The 16,212-nt window shown below is 72.6% G+C and carries 13 protein-coding genes and 1 tRNA gene; 8 read left to right on the forward strand and 6 right to left on the reverse strand.

Going from position 1 to position 16,212, the window contains the following annotated elements; translation table 11 throughout:
• The first annotated feature begins 75 nt into the window (after window positions 1–75).
• Window positions 76–2,145, forward strand: coding sequence for a M3 family metallopeptidase (locus tag ACFQUV_RS18845; RefSeq protein WP_129607302.1), 2,070 nt, complete (start codon window positions 76–78; stop codon window positions 2,143–2,145).
• A gap of 51 nt (window positions 2,146–2,196) precedes the next feature.
• Here ACFQUV_RS18845 and ACFQUV_RS18850 read toward each other — a convergent pair whose 3' ends face one another.
• Entirely contained in the window at window positions 2,197–4,050 is a 1,854-nt protein-coding gene (locus ACFQUV_RS18850; protein WP_129607301.1) for an EAL domain-containing protein, read from the reverse strand.
• Between the two features lie 177 nt (window positions 4,051–4,227).
• Here ACFQUV_RS18850 and ACFQUV_RS18855 point away from each other — a divergent pair, with 177 nt between their 5' ends.
• Window positions 4,228–4,560, forward strand: coding sequence for a hypothetical protein (locus ACFQUV_RS18855; RefSeq protein WP_129607300.1), 333 nt, complete (start codon window positions 4,228–4,230; stop codon window positions 4,558–4,560).
• 150 nt (window positions 4,561–4,710) lie between these two features.
• On the opposite strand, the gene ACFQUV_RS18860 is transcribed toward ACFQUV_RS18855, so the two are convergent.
• Window positions 4,711–4,989, reverse strand: coding sequence for a hypothetical protein (locus ACFQUV_RS18860; protein WP_111388418.1), 279 nt, complete (start codon window positions 4,987–4,989; stop codon window positions 4,711–4,713).
• Between the two features lie 334 nt (window positions 4,990–5,323).
• Here ACFQUV_RS18860 and ACFQUV_RS18865 point away from each other — a divergent pair, with 334 nt between their 5' ends.
• The 3 genes from ACFQUV_RS18865 to ACFQUV_RS18875 all read left to right on the forward strand — a co-directional run bounded on the left by ACFQUV_RS18865 (window position 5,324) and on the right by ACFQUV_RS18875 (window position 8,932).
• Window positions 5,324–6,298: a 3-keto-5-aminohexanoate cleavage protein gene (locus ACFQUV_RS18865; protein WP_129607299.1), complete on the forward strand. Its 975-nt coding sequence runs from the start codon at window positions 5,324–5,326 to the stop codon at window positions 6,296–6,298.
• A 178-nt stretch (window positions 6,299–6,476) separates the two neighbouring features.
• A complete protein-coding gene (locus ACFQUV_RS18870) occupies window positions 6,477–8,279 on the forward strand; it encodes a potassium/proton antiporter (RefSeq protein WP_129607298.1) in 1,803 nt (600 codons plus the stop codon).
• Between the two features lie 167 nt (window positions 8,280–8,446).
• Complete coding sequence (locus ACFQUV_RS18875; RefSeq protein ID WP_129607297.1) at window positions 8,447–8,932, forward strand: GlsB/YeaQ/YmgE family stress response membrane protein; 486 nt, start codon at window positions 8,447–8,449, stop codon at window positions 8,930–8,932.
• 72 nt (window positions 8,933–9,004) lie between these two features.
• Here ACFQUV_RS18875 and ACFQUV_RS18880 read toward each other — a convergent pair whose 3' ends face one another.
• The 3 genes from ACFQUV_RS18880 to ACFQUV_RS18890 all read right to left on the reverse strand — a co-directional run bounded on the left by ACFQUV_RS18880 (window position 9,005) and on the right by ACFQUV_RS18890 (window position 12,305).
• Entirely contained in the window at window positions 9,005–10,648 is a 1,644-nt protein-coding gene (locus ACFQUV_RS18880) for a C1 family peptidase (protein ID WP_129607296.1), read from the reverse strand.
• 140 nt (window positions 10,649–10,788) lie between these two features.
• Complete coding sequence (locus ACFQUV_RS18885) at window positions 10,789–11,253, reverse strand: MgtC/SapB family protein (protein ID WP_129607295.1); 465 nt, start codon at window positions 11,251–11,253, stop codon at window positions 10,789–10,791.
• Between the two features lie 107 nt (window positions 11,254–11,360).
• Window positions 11,361–12,305: a CHAD domain-containing protein gene (locus ACFQUV_RS18890; protein WP_129607294.1), complete on the reverse strand. Its 945-nt coding sequence runs from the start codon at window positions 12,303–12,305 to the stop codon at window positions 11,361–11,363.
• A gap of 72 nt (window positions 12,306–12,377) precedes the next feature.
• On the opposite strand from ACFQUV_RS18890, the gene ACFQUV_RS18895 reads away from it, so the two are divergent.
• From ACFQUV_RS18895 to ACFQUV_RS18905, 3 genes are all read left to right on the forward strand, one after another.
• A tRNA-Met gene (locus tag ACFQUV_RS18895) sits at window positions 12,378–12,454 on the forward strand.
• 574 nt (window positions 12,455–13,028) lie between these two features.
• Complete coding sequence (locus ACFQUV_RS18900) at window positions 13,029–13,667, forward strand: NAD(P)-dependent oxidoreductase (protein WP_111388522.1); 639 nt, start codon at window positions 13,029–13,031, stop codon at window positions 13,665–13,667.
• Between the two features lie 123 nt (window positions 13,668–13,790).
• Window positions 13,791–15,488, forward strand: a complete 1,698-nt coding sequence (locus ACFQUV_RS18905) for a formate--tetrahydrofolate ligase (RefSeq protein ID WP_129607293.1) — start codon at window positions 13,791–13,793, stop codon at window positions 15,486–15,488.
• 52 nt (window positions 15,489–15,540) lie between these two features.
• Here the strand turns inward: ACFQUV_RS18905 and ACFQUV_RS18910 are convergent, their stop codons facing one another.
• Window positions 15,541–16,125, reverse strand: coding sequence for an NAD(P)H-dependent oxidoreductase (locus ACFQUV_RS18910; RefSeq protein WP_129607292.1), 585 nt, complete (start codon window positions 16,123–16,125; stop codon window positions 15,541–15,543).
• Between the last annotated feature and the right edge of the window lie 87 nt (window positions 16,126–16,212).

Raw genomic sequence — 16,212 nt, forward strand, 5'->3', positions numbered from 1 at the left:
TGCCGATCGGCCGCCCGCCCGACCTCGGGTGCCGGGCGAGCCCGATCCCCTTACCAGTATCCGAGGCGGTGCTTCATGACACATCACACCTCCACGAGCGGCGGTGCCGGCAATCCACTCCTCGCCGACTGGACGGCACCGTTCGGGGCGCCACCCTTCGCGGCCATCGCGCCGGAGCATTTCGAGCCCGCCTTCACGGCCGCGCTCGCCGAGCACCGCACCGAGATCGAAGCGATCGCCTCCAATCCCGAGCCGCCGGCCTTCGACAACACCGTGGCGGCGCTGGAGCGCAGCGGCCGCACGCTCGCCCGCGTCGCCTCGGTCTTCTACGTGCTCGCCGGCGCCCACACCAACGACGCCCTCCTGGCGCTGGAGCGCACGTTGGCGCCGCGGCTCGCCGCGCATGCCAACGCGATCCGCACCGATGCGCGGCTGTGGGCCCGGCTGACCGCGCTCAGCGACAGCGCCGGCCTCGGTCCCGAGCAGGCGCGCCTTCTCGATCGCTATCGCATCACCTTCCGCCGCTCCGGGGCTGGGCTCGATGCCGCCGCCAAGGCGCGGCTCGCCGAGATCACCCAGCGGCTCGCCACCCTCGGCACCACCTTCAGCCAGAACGTGCTCGCCGACGAGCAGTCCTTCGTGCTGCTGCTCGACGAGGCCGACCTCGCCGGCCTGTCGCCGGCGGCTCGCGAGGAGGCCCGCGCCGCCGCGGCCGAGCGCGGCCATCCGGACCGCTTCGCCGTCACGCTCGCCCGCGCCAGCGTCGAGGGCTTCCTGCGCGCGGCCGAGCGGCGCGATCTGCGCGAGCAGGCGTTCCGGGCCTGGGCGGCGCGCGGCGAGGGCGGCGGCGCGACCGACAACACCGCCGTCATCGCCGAGACGGTGCGGCTGCGGGCCGAGCGGGCCCGGCTTCTCGGCTACGACAGCTTCGCGGCGTTCCGGCTGGAGGACGCCATGGCCAAGACTCCGGAGGCGGTGCGCGATCTGCTCGAGCGGGTGTGGCGGCCGGCGCGGGCGCGGGCGCTCGCCGACCGCGACGCCATGCAGGAGATGATTCGCCAGGACGGCAGCAACACGCTGCTCGCCGCCTGGGACTGGCGCTTCTATGCCGAGCGGCTGCGGCGGGCGCGCTACGGTATCGACGAGGACGAGGTGCGCGCCCATCTGCCGCTCGATGCCATGATCGCGGCCGCCTTCGACGTCGCCCATCGCCTGTTCGGGCTCTCCTTCGCCGAGCGCCACGACGTGCCGGTGTGGCATCCCGACGTGCGGGTGTGGGCGGTGACCGGCGCCGACGGACGGCCGCTCGGCCTGTTCTTCGGCGACTATTTCGCCCGGGCGAGCAAGCGCTCGGGCGCCTGGATGACGTCGCTGCGCAAGCAGGAGCGGCTCGACGGCGAGGTGCTGCCGCTGATCGTCAACGTGACCAACTTCGCCAAGCCGGCGCCCGGCGAGCCGGCGCTCCTGTCGTTCGACGACGCCCGCACGCTGTTTCACGAGTTCGGCCACGCGCTGCACGGCCTCCTCTCGGACGTCACCTATCCGACGCTCTCCGGCACCGCGGTCGCCACCGACTTCGTCGAGCTGCCGTCGCAGCTCTACGAGCACTGGCTGGAGCGGCCCGAGGTGCTCAAGCGCTTCGCCCGCCACGCCCGGACGGGCGCCCCGATGCCCGACGCGCTCATCGAGCGGCTGGCGCGCGCCCGCACCTTCAACCAGGGCTTCGCCACGGTGGAGTACGTCGCCTCGGCGCTGGTCGATCTCGACTTCCATACGCTGACGCCGGAGGCGGCGGCCGCCATCGACCCGCAGGCGTTCGAGCGCGACGCGCTCGCCCGGATCGGCATGCCGGACGAGATCGTCATGCGGCACCGGCCGCCGCACTTCACCCATGTGTTCGCGGGCGGCGGCTACGCGGCCGCCTATTACAGCTACATGTGGTCGGAGGTGCTGGACGCCGATGCCTTCGCGGCGTTCGAGGAGGCCGGCGACGTGTTCGATCCGGAGACCGCGCGGCGCCTGCGCGATCACGTCTACGCGGCCGGCAATGCCCGCGATCCCGCCGACGCCTATGTGGGTTTCCGCGGCCGCCTGCCGGAGGCCGATGCGCTGTTGAGGAAGCGCGGCCTCGCCGACGCGGCGTGACGGCGGCGCACCCCCGGCAGCGGGCCGACCCGGCTCGCGCCGGGAGGGCGCTCAGCGCGCCGCCACCGTGCAGGCGCCGTCGACCAGGCGCCCGGCCGGCGCGACCGCTCCGCGCGGATCGGTGGCGCGCGAATCGATCGCCCGCGACTCGACTGCCCGCGACTCGATCGCCCAGGGCGGGTCGAGCGTCGCCAGGCCGATCAGCTTGCCTTGCAGGTAGTCGCACCCCCACGCGGCCAGCAGCGCGGCGCTCTCCTCGTCCTGCACCCATTCGGCCACCGTCTCCAGGCCGAGCCGGCGCGCCAGATCCAGGAAGGTCTGCACGAAGGCGCGATCGTCCTGCTGACGGGCGAGATGCTGCACGAAGGCGCCGTCGATCTTGACGATGTCGACGCCGAGCTTGCGCAGGTTGCGGAACGACGTGTAGCCGGCACCGAAATCGTCGATGGCGACGCGGCAGCCGAGATCCTTGGCGCGGGCCACGAAGCCGCGCGTCTCGTCGATGTCCTGGATGGCCGCCGTCTCGGTGATCTCGATCACCAGCCGGGGCGCCAGATCGGGATGACCGCGCAGGCCGGCGGCCAGCGCCTCCCACCAGTCGGCATCGCCGGTCGAGCCCGGCGACACGTTGACGCTCGCCCGCAGCGACGGCACCCGCTTCATCTCGTCGAGCACCAGCTCCAGCACCCGGTGATCGAGCAGCCGCATCAGGCCGAGCCGCTCGGCGATCGGCACGATGTCGCCGGCGCCGATCAGCCCGCCGTCGGACCGGCGGATGCGCATCAGGCACTCGTGGAAGGCGACCGCCCGGCTGGCGGTGCCGACCACCGGCTCGAAAGCGATGCGGACGCGGCGCTCGTTGAGCGCCGTGATGATCTGGTCCGAGGTGCGCACGCTGGCGCGCCGCAGCGCGTCGCGCTCGACGTTCGGCTGGTAGCCGTGGAAGGAGCCGCAGCGCTTCGACTGGGCGATCTCCAGCGCCTCCTTGGAGCGGAAGAGCACGTCGTGCACGGTGCGGGCATGCCGCGGCACGGTGACGCCGCCGACCGAGGCGGTGACGGCGACCGGCCCCGCATTGGTCCGCACCACGCCCTCGCGCACCCCGGCGAGCAGCCGCTCGGCCGCCACCTTGATGTCGTCGGGCGTGCAGTTCTTGAGGATGATGCCGAACTTGTTGCCGGAGAACCGGCCCAGATGGTCGCCGCCGCGCATGCGGGCGCGCAGCCGCTTGGCCACCGCGGCCACCACCTCGTCGGCTACCTCGTAGCCATACGCTTCGTTGATGCGTCCGACATTGTCGACGGCGAGCAGCAGAAAGCCGCAGGACTCGCGGCAGCGCACCGTCTCCTCGATGGTGATGGCCAGCACCTCGGTGAGGTGCCAGCGGTTCATCTCGCCGGTCAGGTCGTCGTAGCGCGACAGGTAGGCGAGGCGCTCCTCGCGGGCGCGCCGCTCGGTGATCACCCGCACCACCCCGTGGGCCCGCACCGGATCGCCATGCGGGCCGGCGAACCAGCGGCCGACATCCTCGACCCACAGGGGCTCGCCGCTGCGGCCGGGCGGCACCAGGGCATATTGGACGACGTAGGGCGCGCCGCCGCCGGCGTCGGTGGTGCCGGACCGCATCACCGCGTCGAAGCGGGAGGTCGGGCAATCGGGTGCCACCAGGCGGGCGAAGCCGCGGCCCGTGGCCATCGCCTCGACCTCGGTCAGCCCCAGCACGTCGGCGGCGTTGTCGCCCCAGGCCAGCGTGTCGGATGCGATGTCCCAGACATAGGGAACGTCGCCGACCGACCTCAGAATGGCGCCGGCGTCGAGCACCAGCGGGCCGATCTCGGGCACGTCCGGCCGCGTGGAGGCCCCCCCGGCGACGGCCGGGCCGGCAATCGTCTCGTTTCGGGTCACGTCGAAGCGATCCTCGCTGCGGGCGGCGGACGGCGTAGGCGACAGCCTAACGGCAAACAGGTTAAACAATTGGTAATCTCTGCGCCGTTCCGGCGGCGCGCCCGAACCGCCGACGCGGCACGCGCGTTGCGACTCGGTCGGGTGTCCCCGCTGGCTGTGCCGTTTCGGAGCAGGAGGATGACGATCAGGCCGATCGACAGCGCGTCCCGCGGCACCGTTCCGCCGCCGCGACCGCTGCGCCGCGTCGAGACGGTGGAGCCGGTCACGCCGGACGAGCCCGCCGCCGCGACCAGCCGCGCCCTCGTGTCGCAGGCCGAATCACGTCCGCCGCCGCGGCCCGCCGGTCGCAACCTGGCGAGCTTCCTGGCCCAGCTCATCGCCACCAGCCGCGGCCTGCCGCAGACCCGGGAGCGCCGCCGCGCCGAGCCCGACGAGGCCGGCGCCGCCTACCGGGCGGCCCTGCGGGCCGGCGGCCCGCACCCGGCCGGCCGCATCGCCCGCACCGCCTGATCGCGCACCGCCTGATCGCATCGATCGGCCCTGAAGCCTATCGTCGCCCGATACGAGAAAGCCCTCCCGGGGGCGCCGGGCGGGCTCGGGAGTCTCGGACCAGGAGCCGAAAGGCGCGGGCGGCGCATCGCCGCCCCACCCCTTGCGGCATCACCAGCCGCAGACCCGCACGGTGCCAAGATAATGGCCGTAGGGGCTGTAGCGCGGCACCCAGCGGCAGCCCGGGCCGTAGCCGTGATAGCCGTAGGCCGGATAGCCGTAGGCCGAGGACGCCGCGGCGAGCCCGATGGCGGTGCCGGCGACCAGGCCGAAGCCGATGGCGGGACCGAACTTCGGCTTGGCGGCGGCTTCGCCGGTCGAGGCGGCGATCCCGCCCGCGACGGTGACGAGGGCGATGGCGGCGGCGGCGAGCTTGGTGGTCAGCGACATGGTCGTCTCCTCGGTATTCACGGCGGTGATCGCCGCGGTGGGGGTTGGACGCGGCGACCGCCGCGTTCCCCCATTCGTCGCCCCCTCGCCGGCAGCGGTTTGGACGCCGCGCCGGCCCGTGTGATCCGCCTCACACGCGCCGCACCGGCGCCGCGTCGCGTGCACTGCACTGGTCACACCACCCGAACGATGTAAGCTCGTCGCGGCAGGCCCTTGCCCGCCGGCGTCGGCGCCATGCGGCGACCGACCGCTCACCACCGACCAGCTCACCACCGACCAGCTCACGACCGACAAGCAACCGACCGACACCACCGCAACCGAGGAACCGCATTCCATGTCGGCCAGCGACGCGGCCAAGGCCGCCCCGACCCAGAGCCCGACCAGCCGCAAGGTGATCATCACCTGCGCCATCACGGGCGCCATTCACACGCCGTCGATGTCGCCCTACCTGCCGGTGACGCCCGACGAGATCGCCGCCTCGGCGATCGGCGCCGCCGAGGCCGGCGCCGCCATCGTGCACCTGCACGCCCGCAACCCGGAGACCGGCCGGCCCGACCAGTCGCCCGAGGCGTTCGCCCGCTTTCTCCCCACCATCAAGGCGGGCTGCGGGGCGATCGTGAACATCACCACCGGCGGCTCGCCCACCATGCTGGTGGAGGAGCGGGTGCGGCCGGCCGCGACCTTCAAGCCCGAGGTGGCGAGCCTCAACATGGGCTCCATCAACTTCGCGCTGTTCCCGATGCTCGCCCGCTTCAAGGAGTTCAAGCACGACTGGGAGCGGGCCTATCTGGAGGGCACGCGCGACCTGATCTTCCGCAACACGTTCAAGGATATCGAGTTCGTCCTCAGGACCTGCCGGGAGAACGGCACCCGCTTCGAGTTCGAGTGCTACGACGTCGGCCACCTCTACAATCTCGCCCACTTCCTGGACCGCGGGCTGGTCGAGCCGCCGCTGTTCGTGCAGTCGGTGTTCGGCATCCTGGGCGGCATCGGGACCCATCCCGAGGACGTCATGGCGATGCGGCGGACCGCCGACCGGCTGCTCGGGCCGGAGACCTATCGCTGGTCGGTGCTCGGTGCCGGCCGCTCCCAGATGGCGATCGCCGCACAGGCCGCCGCCATGGGCGGCAATGTCCGGGTCGGGCTCGAGGACTCGCTGTGGATCGGCCCCGGCAAGCTCGCCACCTCCAACGCCCAGCAGGTCACCCGGGTGCGGCAGATCGTCGAGGGCCTCGGCCTCCAGATCGCCACCCCGGACGAGGCCCGGGCGATCCTCGCCCTGAAGGGGCCCGACACGGTCGCGTTCTGAGCGGCAGTAGGCGGCGGAGCAGCCGGGGAGGGCCAGCGTCGGCCCCTCCCGGCCGCCGCCGCCGTGCGGCGCGGCGGCGTCGCAATCGGCTTTCCATCGGGCTGGTTCTTCCAGGCGTTCGCCCGTATCGTGTCGGCGAATCCCACGCACCCGATCTGATGGACGTGCCACCGGCCCGATGGACGCACTCGACACCGTCAGCCTCTCGATCCTGCTCGGCGCCCTGCTGGTGCTCGTCGGTATCCTGTCCAGCCTGGTGGCTCTGCGCTTCGGCGCCCCGTTGCTGCTGGTGTTCCTTCTGCTCGGCATGGCGGCCGGCGAGGCCGGGCCGGGCGGCGTGCGCTTCGACGACGTGCGGCTCGCCTATCTGGTCGGCTCGGTCGCCCTCGCCCTGATCCTGTTCGACGGCGGCCTGCGCACCCGCTTCGCCACCTTCCGCAGCGTGCTGGCGCCGTCCCTGACGCTCGCCAGTATCGGCGTGTTCTTCACGGCCGCGCTCACGGCGCCGGTGGTGGTGTACCTGCTCGAACTGAGCTGGCTCGAAGCCCTGCTGGTCGGCTCGGTGGTGGCCTCGACGGACGCCGCCGCGGTGTTCTTCCTGCTCAGTGGCCGCGGCCTGCGCCTGCGACCACGCGTCGCCGCCACCATCGAGATCGAGTCGGGCACCAACGACCCGCTGGCGATCTTCCTGACCATCCTGCTGGTCGAGCTGCTGGTCGCCGGTGACCGCCCGTGGCCGTCGATCGTGCTGAGCCTGCTCGGCCAGGGCGTCGGCGGCGCCGTGCTCGGGCTGATCGGCGGCCGCGCCACCGTGCTGGCGCTCAACCGCCTGGCGCTGCCGCAGGGCCTGCACGCGCCGTTCGTCACCACGGCGGCCCTGACGGTGTTCGGGGTCGGGCAGGCGCTGCACGCCTCCGGCTTCCTCGCCGTCTACCTGGCCGGGCTGATCGTCGGCAACCGGCCGACCCGCGCCCACAACACCGTCATCGCGTTCCTGGACGCCGCCACCTGGCTGGCCCAGATCGTCATGTTCGTCCTGCTCGGGCTGCTGGCCTGGCCCGAGCGGCTGCTGGCCAATGCAGGCGCCGCGCTGGCGGTCGCCGCCGCCCTGATGTTCTTCGCACGGCCCGTGGCGGTGCTGCTCTGCCTGGCACCGTTTCCCTTCTCGTGGCGGGAGCGCGTCTTCATCTCATGGGTCGGCCTGCGGGGGGCGGTCGGGATCTTCCTCGCCTCGATTCCGCTCCTCGTCGAGCTGCCCAACGCCCAGCTCTACTTCAACATCGGCTTCGTGGTGGTGCTGGTGTCGCTGTTGGTGCAGGGCTGGACGTTGGCACCGGCGGCGCGCTGGCTGCGCATCGCCCTGCCGCGCAGCGAGCCCGCCCCCCGGCGGGTCGAGCTCGATCTCCCCGGCCAGCTCGAGCAGGAGCTGGTCGGCTACCATGTCGGAACCAACAACCCCTATCTGCGCCGCAAGATCGTCCCGTCCTGGGCCAAGCCGGTGCTGGTGGTGCGCGACGAGCGGGTGCTGGCCGCCGCCGAGGCCGGCCCGATCAAGCCGGGCGACCACATCTATCTCCTGGCGCCGCCCGAGAAGGCCCAGGTGCTCGACCGCTTCTTCGTCGACATGCCGCCACCGCAGAAGCCCGACCCGCGGCTGCTCGGCGACTTCTTCGTCGGCGGCGACATCACGCTCGGATCGCTCGGCGAGATCTACGGCCTCGCCATCGCGCCGGCCGACCGCGGCACCACGCTGGCCGACCACTTCGCCGCCCGTCTGGGCCATCCGCCGCAGCCCGGCGACGTGCTGCCGCTCGGCTCCATCGCGCTCGTGGTCCATGCCGAGGCGAAGGGCCGCGTCACCCGGGTCGGGCTGCGGCTCGCCGATGCGGACCCGGAGCCGTCGATCCGGGCTCGCCGCCGCCCGCTGCGGCGATTGATGCGGCGCGTGGGCTCGCTGGTGCGCGCCCTGCTGCTCCCCTGAGCCCCGCCGCCGGAACACTGGCCCCTCGCCACGGTTGACGCCGCGATACCCGCGGCGCCGCCGGTCCTCGGCGCCACCGCGACATCGTGGTGAGTCGCCGGCACGCCGTCGCCGTCGTAGGAGGCGGCGCCTCGCGCGACCCCCGCAGCAGGCCGACGGAGAACAGCATGACCCTGCCTTTCGAGACCCTGATCCTGGTGGCCCTGATCGGCCTCACGGCCGGCTGGTTCGGCCGGATCGTCGCCGGCGAGCCGGGCACCAACCCGCTGGTCGAGGTGATCGCCGGCCTCATCGGTGCCGTGGCGGGCGCCGTCGCGGTGCCGCATCTCGGGATCGTCGGCGCCGATCACACCTTCGCCATCGCGCTCGGCGCCATCGTGGGCGCCGCCGTGGTGCTGGTCGGAACCCGCTATCTCGCTGCCAACTGGACCGGCGCCGCCACCGCACACCGACAGGCCGACCACACGGACGAGCCGGCCGCGCATCGCGACGCGGTGCGCGCCGCTCCGGCGGCTCCAGCGCGGGCGCAGCGCGACACCGAGGTCCAGCGGGCCGTCGACTGGATGTGGCGGCGTACCCCGGAGCCTCGGCGCGAACGCGAGCCCGAGCCGCGCGCTGTGCCGGAGCCGCGGCCGTGGTTCCGCTCGTCCTGACCGACGAGCCTCGCCGACACCCCACGGGCCGGCCGCCTCGCGACCGGCCCGTTTCCCTTTCGCGAGACGCAGTCAGCGCGGCCGCGTCTCCAGGCTCAGCACCGTGGCGGCCACCTCGCGCTCGGCCGCGACACCGGCCGCCGCCGCCGACGGCTGGTGGATCAGGGCGCGCCGCAGCGCCGACAGATACTCACGCTCGGTCTGCCGGGTCGGCAGCTCGCGCGGGAACAGCGGCGCCGCCGACGCGATGGCGATGATCATCTCGCGCCCGAACGGGCCGCTGACGGTCGCCCGCGCCCGGCCGTCCGAGCCGTCGCCGAACACCATCAGCCGATCCGGTGCGACCGGCTCCGGCACCGCGCCGCGCGGCTGCACGAGATGCACCAGCGAGCCGTCGGTCTGCACATACGAGACATAGAGATAGCGGGCGCGACGCGGCGTGCGCACCGTGATGCGCAGGGGATCGCCGTCGCGCAGCACCACCCGCCCGCCGATGTCGACCGCCGGCCGGTCGGGCGCCACGAGAGCATCGTCGAGGGTCTGCATCGCCTCGCATTGCGGCCACGGCGCCACCACGACGTCGCCGACCGTGGTGCCGGGCCGCAGCGCGGCAGCGCGGCGCACCGTGTCGAGATCCTCGGCCGAAGCGACGAAGCCGGACAGCTCGGTGCCGCTGCCGATCCGGCGGGCCGTCACCCGGGCGCAGGGCAGTCGCTGCAACTCCGGAAGCCCGGCGACCACCGGCTCGCCGGCGGGCGGGCGCACCGGCGGCGACACCGGGGTCGCGATCGGCGGCGGCACGGGAGGCGGAGCCGGCGGCGGCACCGGGGTGGCGGGCGGCCGGGCCGGCCGCGGCACGTCCAGAATGCCGGCCTCGCGGACCCGCTGGCGGATGGTGTCGTAGCTCACCCAGGCATAGCCCCGGTCACCCCAGCCCTGGCCCCACGAGTTGATCAGCCGGAACGCCTGGCGACGGTCGTCGTAGCCGGTCAGCGTCATGGCGTGCCAGCCCCGCGGAGCGACGAAATCGGGCTCGGTGAACACCGCGTCGCCGCGGTGGCGCTGGAACGCGACGCTGTCGGCGAACGAGATCAGCACCGGGTTGGACAGCGCGAGCTGGCCCTTGATGTCGTCGAGTCTTGCGAGATCGATGCGCCGATAGCCGCGGACGCGAAAGTCCTCGGCCCGGGCGGTGGCGTCGGGGCCGGGCGGGGCGACGCACTGGTCCACATAGGGGTAGGACGCCATCGACGGGGCGCCGCGGCGCAGCACCTCGACATTGCGGACGAAGTTGGTGCCGCCGCACTCGGCCGCCCGGGCGAGGTGGTACACATAGGCCGGGCTCGGGATGTTGCCGGCCTGGCGGATGTCGCGTCCCTCGGCGGTCGAGACATAGTAGCTGCGCGCCGCATAGGCGACCGCCCAGGCGGTGCAGGACGGCAGCCGGCCCTGGCGGCCGGGCGGCGGCATGCCGGCCGAAAGATCGACCGACACCGGCAGGAAGGCGCGGAACGCCTCGGTGGTGGCGAGGCTGCGCTTGGTCGGCTCGTCGATCGCGGCGTCGCCGGTCGCGTACACCGTGTCGGGCGGATCGGGCAGCGGCGCCAACTGGCCGACCGGCTGGCCTTGGACGGCGGCGGCCGTCAGCACGGCAGCCACCGTCAGGACGACCCAGGCGGCGGCGATGCCCGAACGCGATTGGGGAGTTGCGGCCATGACGCCTCGCCGGCTTGCACCGACCCGAACGGTCCCGGAGGAGCCGGGCACCGCAGTGTATGCCTGCCGGTCGGTGTCCCGGAAGCGGGCTGCGGTTCACGCCGGCGCGAGCGGCGGGGAATCGTGCCGCTGCCGCCGGGTCACGGCTGCTCGCCCTCTTCACGGCCGGTGAGCCGCTCGATCCATTGGATGACGACGAGCACGAACAGCGCGATCGCGATGGCGATGCCGGCGGTGCGCCAGCCACCGAGCCCGCAGGCGATGCCCAGCGCGGCGCTCATCCACACGGTGGCCGCCGTGGTCAGGCCGCGCACCCGGCCGGCGCCGGAATCGCGGAGGATCACCCCGGCGCCGATGAAGCTGATGCCGGTCATGATGCCCTGGATGACGCCCTGGACGACGCGGCTCGCCGCGTCGGGATGGCCGATCATGCCGTCGACCTGCATGGCGCCGACCGCCACCGTGGCGGCGCCGAGCGCCACCAGCGCCAGCGTCCGCATGCCGACCGGCTTGTTGCGGAGGCCGCGGTTGAGCCCGAGAATGAGGCCGGCCACCGTGGCGGCGGCGAGCCGAAGCAGGACCTCGACCGTGTCCAGGACAGGCATCTCCCCGGCCGCCGGGGTGGCCGCGGAGGGCCAGCGGGGCCGCTTCCGGCCAACGTCGGCGCCGGCGCGGGCGTTCCAGGCGGGACAGCGGTCCGCCCGGCGGAGCGTCAGGGCGCCCGGTGGTCCCACAACGCCAGCAGGCGCCGGCGGAAGCTCCGCGGCGAATCGGCGAACAGGCGGCCGGCGATCCGCGCCGCGACCGTGACGTGCTCGGCGCGCCGCGCCGTGATCAGCGGCAGGAGCCGCGAGCGCCACGGCGCCAGCGGGCCGTGCGGCGCCGTGAAATCGGCCAGGATGATCAGGTCCTGATGGTGGCCGAGGCGGTCGCGCAGACGCTGCGCCTCGCCGATCCAGAATTCGCCGAAGCGCGGCCACAGCGGCGCGATCACCTCCATCTGGTAGCGATGGATCACCACCCTCTGGCGCAGCCCGTGCAGCGCCTCCGGATCGCTGCCGTGCCAATCCTCCGGGATGGCGTCGCGGACCCGCCGATAATGGCGCGCCACCTCGGCGGCGAGGGCGCGAAAGTCGACGTCGCCGACCGGCCAGTACTTGGTGCCCTCGCTGGCGGCGGTCAGCAGCGCGTCGATATGGGCGCGGGTCTCCGGGGTCAGCGAGGCGCCCTCGGCCTGCGTCCGCACGGCGTCGAGGCGGTCGGTTATCGAGGCCACCGTGCGGGGCGACAGCGGCGGCTGATCCTGGAGCTTGCCGAGGTCGGCGAGGGCGTCGAGCGCCGTGCGGGCATCGCGAGCGCCCGCCAGCAGGCGGGCGAGATCGCGCGCCTCCACCCGCAGCCGCCGGCCCTCGTCGCCGAGAAACGGCTCGACCAGCCGCAGCAGCGCCCGCCAGCGCTTCATGCCCTTGCGGAAGTCATGAATCGCCGTGGCCTCGTCGAGCCCGGGGTCCACGATGGCGCCGCGCGCCTCGCCGAGCGCCGCGCGGGCGACGTTCCGCAGCACATCCGGGACGTGCATGTCGCCGGATTGCGCGAGCTTGTCGAGGCGGGGACCCGGCACGGCAAGGCTGTGAGAAACGAGGAGATTATTCGCCACGGCGGGCTTCCCATATGACAGTCATGTTGCTACATAAGCGGCGCGCCGGCGACGTCCGGTGCGCGATGTTGGCGCGGGGTGGAGCAGCCCGGTAGCTCGTCAGGCTCATAACCTGAAGGTCGTAGGTTCAAATCCTACCCCCGCAACCAACCCTCCGGCGCATCGCCCGCGCCGTCGCAGCCCTTCCGCCATATTTCGCTCTGCCACATTTCAGGCCGCGACCTCCCTCGCGAGGCTGGCCCGCCGCCATCGTCGATGATCGGGCGCGCCAATCGCCCAGTGACAGGTGTCGGCCGGCGCACTATGCGTCGATCACGATGCATTCGAAACCTCTTTGTCGACTGTTCGGACCGAGGCGTCGCGTCGACGGCCCGCAGATCGCCCGAATCGATCACAAGCGCACGACATCGCGGACGATTCCGGACACTCAGGGCCCTGTGAACGGGCGCCGCAGCAAATTGGTTGTCGCGGCGTCTTGATTCGCGGGGCGGGACCGGGCTTTTCTCCATCGCCGGCTCGAGGCACCGCCGGGTCCGACCGCGCTGCGGCGGCCCGGCGGCCGCGAATCGCAACCGCCGCCTCGGGCGCGCCGTTTTCGGCGGCGCTCGGCGGTCCGGGCGACCCGGCCGGACGTATCGACGCAGGGCGCGGCCGCCCGCGGCGGGACGACCGCAACGAGGACGACCGCAACGAGACGGATCACGAGTTCAGGAGAACGGCGTCATGGCGCGTGTATTGATCATCGGAGCCAGCAAGGGGATCGGCCTGGAGACGGTCCAGCGCGCCCTCGCGGCCGGCCACACGGTGCGGGCCTTTGCGCGCACCCCGGTGCGGCTGGTGGGCGCCGACACCTCCCGGCTGGAGGTGGTGAAAGGCAACGCCCTCAAGACCGAGGACGTCGAGGCGGCGCTCGATCGCGTCGACGTGGTGATCCAGACCCTCGGGATCGGGCTCGGCGACATGCTCGGCCCGGTGCAGCTCTTTTCCAAGTCGACCCGCGTTCTGCTGCCCGCCATGGAGGCGAAGCGCGTGCGGCGGCTGATCGCCGTCACCGGCTTCGGGGCGGGCGACAGCAAGTCGAGCATCTCGTTCCTGCAATACATCCCGTTCCGGCTGGTGTTCGGCCGCGCCTACGACGACAAGGACATTCAGGAGAAGCTCATCAAGGCGAGCAGCCTGGACTGGACCATCGCGCGGCCCGGCATCCTGACCAACGGCCACCGGCTCGGCACCTATCGGGTGCTGACCGAGCCCCAGGACTGGCACAACGGCACCATCTCGCGCGCCGACGTGGCCGACTTCCTGGTGCAGCAGATCACCGACCGCAGCCACGTCCGCAAGACTCCGGTGCTGGTCTACTGATCGAGCGGGATATCTCGGGCCGGCGCGACCGCCGGCCCGCGCCTGCGGCGGGAGACTTCGACGCACGGCCCGATTGCTGTACCACTCGGGACCGCCCCCGGTCCCGCATCCAGGCCGTCCGCAATGCCCGCCTCCCAGCACGCCGCGCCGAAATCCGACATCGCGATCTCCCAGGACGCCCCCAAGCGCCCGATCGTCGATCTCGCGCGTGAAAAACTCGGCATCGCGGCCGACGACCTCGAGCCTTATGGCCGCTACAAGGCCAAGCTCTCGCTCGACCTCGTCGACAGCCTGAAAGATCGGCCGCAGGGCCGGCTGATCCTGGTTTCCGCCATCACCCCGACGCCGGCCGGCGAGGGCAAGACCACCACGACGGTGGGGCTCGCCGACGCGCTCGTCCATCTCGGCGAGAAGGCGATGGTGTGCCTGCGCGAGCCGAGCCTCGGCCCCTCCTTCGGGCAGAAGGGCGGCGCCGCGGGCGGCGGCTATGCGCAGGTGGTGCCGATGGAGGACATCAACCTCCACTTCACCGGCGACTTCCACGCCATCGGGGCGGCCCACAATCTGCTCGCCGCGATGATCGACAATCACATCTACTGGGGCAACGCGCTCGGCATCGATTCGCGGCGGGTGACCTGGCGGCGGGTGGTCGACATGAACGACCGCGCGCTGCGCGACATCGTGTGCTCGCTCGGCGGCGCCGCGAACGGGTTTCCGCGCGAGGCCGGGTTCGACATCACGGTCGCCTCCGAGGTGATGGCGATCTTCTGCCTGGCCCGCGACCTCGCCGACCTCAAGGCCCGGCTCGGCGAGATCATCGTGGCGTCGACCCGCGACCGCGCGCCCATCCGCGCCCGCGACCTCGGCGCCGCCGGCGCCATGACGGCGCTGCTGAAGGAGGCGCTCGCCCCCAATTTGGTGCAGACGCTCGAAGGCACCCCGGCCTTCGTGCATGGCGGCCCGTTCGCCAACATCGCGCATGGCTGCAATTCGGTGATCGCCACCACGACGGCGCTCAAGCTCGCCGATTGGGTGGTCACCGAGGCGGGCTTCGGGGCCGACCTCGGGGCCGAGAAGTTCGTCGACATCAAGTGCCGGATGACCGGGCTCGCCCCCGACTGCGTGGTGCTGGTGGCCACCGTCCGCGCCCTCAAGATGCACGGCGGAGCCAAGAAAGAGGACCTGCGGCACGAGAACCTGGCGGCCCTGGAGGAGGGGCTGTCGAACCTGCGCCGACACGTCGAGAACGTGCAGAAGCTCGGGCTCGTCCCGGTGGTGGCGATCAATCGCTTCAGCGCCGACACGCCGGCCGAGGTGGCGCTGGTGCGCGATGCCTGCGCGGCGCTCGGCGTCACGGCCGTGGTGGCCGACCACTGGGCGGAGGGCGGCAAGGGTGCCGTCGATCTCGCCCGCGCCGTGGTGGCGGCGGCCGAGAGCGGCCGCAGCCGCATGACGCTGCTCTATCCCGACGACATGCCGCTGATCGAGAAGATCCGCACGGTGGCGCGCGAGATCTACCGGGCCAAGGACATCGCGCTCGACGCCCCGGTGGCCGAGCAGCTCGCCGCCTACCAGGCCGCGGGCTTCGGCCGGCTGCCGGTGTGCATCGCCAAGACGCAGTACAGCTTCACCACCAACCACGAGATCAAGGGCGCTCCCGCCGACCACATCGTGCATGTGCGCGAGGTGCGGCTCGCCGCCGGCGCCGGCTTCGTGGTGGCGATCTGCGGAGACATCATGACGATGCCGGGCCTGCCGCGCCTGCCGGCCGCCGTTGGCATCGACGTCGGCCCGGACGGCCGCCTCACCGGGCTGTTCTGAGCCGCGAGCGGCACCGGGCGCCGTCTCCCGGCGGGCGCCCTCGGGCCGGCCGTCACAGCCCCTTCATCACCCGCGCCACCTTCTCCAGATGCGCGGTGCGGGTCGCGTCGGTCGAGACGTTCATGTGATAATGCGCCGTGTAGGTGATCTTGGCGCGGCCGCCGGTCAGCACCCGTAGATAGCGGGTGATCACCTTGCGGGGCGGATCGCCCATCAGGAGCGCGGTCCAGCGCGGCCGGCCATAGGTGGTCACCGCGGCGATGCGTCTCAGATGGGTGAGGGCCGGCCGGACGTTCGCCGGATCGCTGATGTCGAAGGCGACGCCCGGCATCAGCACCCGGTCGAACCAGCCTTTCAGCATCGCGGGCAGCCCGAAGCACCACACCGGGAAGACCAGCACCAGCGCCTCGGCGGCGAGCAGCCGGTCGACATGGGCCTGGACGGGCCGCCGGTTCACCGCCGTGTCGTGATAGTCGATCCGCTCGCTGCGGCTCAGCACCGGGTCGAAGCCCTCGGCATAGAGGTCGCAGTCGTCGACCGTGTGGCCGGCCCCCCGCAGCGCCGCCACAGCCCTGGCGTGCACCGCCGCGTTGAAGCTCGTCTCCACCGGATGGGCATAGATCACCAGCACGCGCATATCGCCTCCCCCTGTCCGCGAGCCGCCCCAGCGGATGACCCGTCCGGCTCCCCGGTCCCGGCCCTTCGCCGGCCCGCGCCTCGCGAG

Origin of the sequence: Rhodoplanes sp. P11 (assembly GCF_964266735.1) — a bacterium.
In the GTDB taxonomy this organism is placed as follows: Bacteria; Pseudomonadota; Alphaproteobacteria; order Rhizobiales; family Xanthobacteraceae; genus Rhodoplanes; species Rhodoplanes serenus.

Excerpts from the sequence above, each read along its gene's own strand:
- ACFQUV_RS18860 (WP_111388418.1), bottom strand. The coding sequence starts at position 4,989 with ATGTCGCTGACCACCAAGCTCGCCGCCGCCGCCATCGCCCTCGTCACC.
- ACFQUV_RS18845 (WP_129607302.1), top strand. The coding sequence starts at position 76 with ATGACACATCACACCTCCACGAGCGGCGGTGCCGGCAATCCACTCCTC.
- ACFQUV_RS18910 (WP_129607292.1), bottom strand. The coding sequence starts at position 16,125 with ATGCGCGTGCTGGTGATCTATGCCCATCCGGTGGAGACGAGCTTCAAC.
- ACFQUV_RS18875 (WP_129607297.1), top strand. The coding sequence starts at position 8,447 with ATGACCCTGCCTTTCGAGACCCTGATCCTGGTGGCCCTGATCGGCCTC.
- ACFQUV_RS18900 (WP_111388522.1), top strand. The coding sequence starts at position 13,029 with ATGGCGCGTGTATTGATCATCGGAGCCAGCAAGGGGATCGGCCTGGAG.
- ACFQUV_RS18865 (WP_129607299.1), top strand. The coding sequence starts at position 5,324 with ATGTCGGCCAGCGACGCGGCCAAGGCCGCCCCGACCCAGAGCCCGACC.
- ACFQUV_RS18885 (WP_129607295.1), bottom strand. The coding sequence starts at position 11,253 with ATGCCTGTCCTGGACACGGTCGAGGTCCTGCTTCGGCTCGCCGCCGCC.
- ACFQUV_RS18880 (WP_129607296.1), bottom strand. The coding sequence starts at position 10,648 with ATGGCCGCAACTCCCCAATCGCGTTCGGGCATCGCCGCCGCCTGGGTC.
- ACFQUV_RS18855 (WP_129607300.1), top strand. The coding sequence starts at position 4,228 with ATGACGATCAGGCCGATCGACAGCGCGTCCCGCGGCACCGTTCCGCCG.
- ACFQUV_RS18870 (WP_129607298.1), top strand. The coding sequence starts at position 6,477 with ATGGACGCACTCGACACCGTCAGCCTCTCGATCCTGCTCGGCGCCCTG.
- ACFQUV_RS18905 (WP_129607293.1), top strand. The coding sequence starts at position 13,791 with ATGCCCGCCTCCCAGCACGCCGCGCCGAAATCCGACATCGCGATCTCC.